Origin of the sequence: Actinoplanes sp. NPDC051633 (assembly GCF_040681735.1) — a bacterium.
GTDB lineage: Bacteria > Actinomycetota > Actinomycetes > Mycobacteriales > Micromonosporaceae > Actinoplanes.
In genome coordinates this window covers 1-2,128 of the sequence record NZ_JBFAZH010001269.1, presented here as the reverse complement: position 1 = coordinate 2,128, position 2,128 = coordinate 1, and the positions used below count along the sequence as shown (strand labels likewise).

Below are 2,128 nucleotides of genomic sequence, written 5' to 3'. Positions count from 1 at the left end.
GGCCCGGGCTTCGACGAGGCGTTCGCCTCGGGTCTGACCGTGACGATGGCGACCGCCGCGGCCGAGGTGAGGCTAGACCCGGCGGCGGAAGGCCCAGATGGACAGCGGGGCGAAGACCACCAGCAGGCCCGCCGCCCAGAGCAGTGACCGGGTCACCGGGCCGGCCACCGGCCCGCCGCTGAGCAGACCACGGGTGGCGTCGGCGAGGACGGTCACCGGGTTGACCTTGACCCAGGCCTGCAGCCAGCCCGGCATGCTCTGGGTCGGCGCGAACGCGTTGCTGGCGAAGGTCAGCGGGAACAGCAGCGCGAAGCCGAAGATCTGCACCTTCTCCGGCGCGCTGACCAGCATCGCCACCAGCACCGACATCCACGACGCGCAGAAGCCGAAGAGCACCAGCAGGCCGATCGCGCCGGCCACCTCCAGCGGGCCGGTGCCGAACCGGAAACCGAGCAGCACACCGACGATCAGCAGGAGCGCCACCGCCCACGCCTGCTTGACCAGGTCGGCCACGATCCGGCCGGCCAGCGGCGAGTAACGCGCGATCGGCAGCGACCGCAGCCGGTCGAACACGCCCTTGGTCAGGTCGGTGTTCAGCCCGACACCGGTGTTCATGGTGGCGAAGAGCAGGTTCTGCACGGTGATGCCGGCCAGGCCGAAGGCCAGGTACTCGCCCGGCGAGCCGGAGATCGCGCCGCCGAACACATAGGTGAACAGCAGCAGGAACATCACCGGCTGCACGCTGAAGTCGATCAGCTCGAACGGGTTGTGCTTGATCTGCACCAGGGTGCGCCAGGCCAGCGTCCCGGTGTGTCTCATTCCCTGCAGGGGTGTCACGCGTGGTTGCACGTCGACGGCGAGCGCGGTCATGCGTCCGCTCCTTCCTCGGCGGGGTGCCCGGTCAGGGTCAGGAAGACCTCGTCCAGGCTCGGGCTGCGCAGCGACAGCTCGGCCACGGCCAGGCCGGCGTCATCGAGCCGGCGGACCAGCTGGGCCAGAGCGCCCGGGTCGGTGACCGGCGCCGCGATCACGTCGCCGCGCAGGTCCACCGCACCGGCCGCGACATGCCGCACGGCCGCGGTGACTTTTTCCAGGTCGGCCGTGTCGGCCGGGCGTACGGTCACGGTCTGCGCGCCGGTCTGCGCCTTGAGCTGGTCGGCGGTGCCGGTCGCGATGACCTTGCCGTGGTCGATCACCACGATCTCGTCCGCCAGCTGGTCGGCCTCGTCCAGGTACTGCGTGGTCAGCAGCACGGTGACGCCGTCGGTGACCAGGCCGCGGATGATCTCCCACACCTCGTTGCGGGCCCGGGGGTCCAGGCCGGTGGTGGGCTCGTCCAGGTAGAGCATGGCGGGCCGGCCGACGAGGCTGGCGGCCAGGTCGAGGCGGCGGCGCATGCCGCCGGAGTACTTGCCGGCCGCCCGGCTCGCGGCGTCGGACAGGCCGAAGTTCTCGAGCAGGTCGGCGGCCCGGGCCCTCGAGTCGCGGCGGGACAGGCCGAGCAGGCGGCCGATCATGATGAGGTTCTCGGTGCCGGTCAGGGTCTCGTCCACGGACGCGTACTGGCCGGTCAGGCCGATCAGCTCGCGGACCTGATGCGCCTGGCGGACCACGTCGTACCCGCCCACCGTCGCGTGGCCGGCGTCCGGCCGGATCAGGGTGGCGAGGACGCGGACCGCGGTGGTCTTGCCGGCGCCGTTCGGCCCGAGCAGGCCGAGCACGGTGCCGCTGCGGACCGGGAGGTCGACGCCGGCGAGGGCGGTGGTGTCGCCGAAGCGCTTCACCAGGCCCTCGGCGACGATCGCGTTGGTCATTTCGGGTCTCCCGTCGTGTGGGTACGACAAGAGACTGCGCGAGGCCGCTGACATGGCGCTGATATATCGGCCGACCCCGTGTCAGCGGCCCGGCCGGTCGTGTCAGCGCGAACGCGGTGTCTCGGAGGTGACGACCGCGGGCTTCGCAGGAGTCCAGATCAGGAGGGCGACGCTGAAGTAGACGTACAGGTTGCTGCCGATCAGCTCCAGCGGCGGGCGCGGGCGCGGCTCCCAGACCCAGAGCAGGTGGCTGGTCATCACCAGGTAGGCCGCCGCGCCCAGGTATCGGATCCTGCGGCTGCCCTGATCCAGGC

2 protein-coding genes and 1 pseudogene are annotated in these 2,128 nt (G+C 71.4%); all 3 read right to left on the bottom strand.

Annotation, left to right across the window (positions count from 1 at the left end; genetic code table 11):
• Positions 1 to 72: 72 nt before the first annotated feature.
• Positions 73 to 870, bottom strand: coding sequence for an ABC transporter permease (locus AB0M20_RS39935; RefSeq protein ID WP_364306326.1), 798 nt, complete (start codon positions 868 to 870; stop codon positions 73 to 75).
• Positions 867 to 1,814, bottom strand: a complete 948-nt coding sequence (locus AB0M20_RS39930) for an ATP-binding cassette domain-containing protein (RefSeq protein WP_364306325.1) — start codon at positions 1,812 to 1,814, stop codon at positions 867 to 869. Before AB0M20_RS39930 ends, AB0M20_RS39935 begins: the two co-directional genes overlap by 4 nt.
• 102 nt (positions 1,815 to 1,916) lie before the next feature.
• Positions 1,917 to 2,128 (bottom strand): annotated as a pseudogene (locus tag AB0M20_RS39925) (hypothetical protein); the annotation flags it as partial.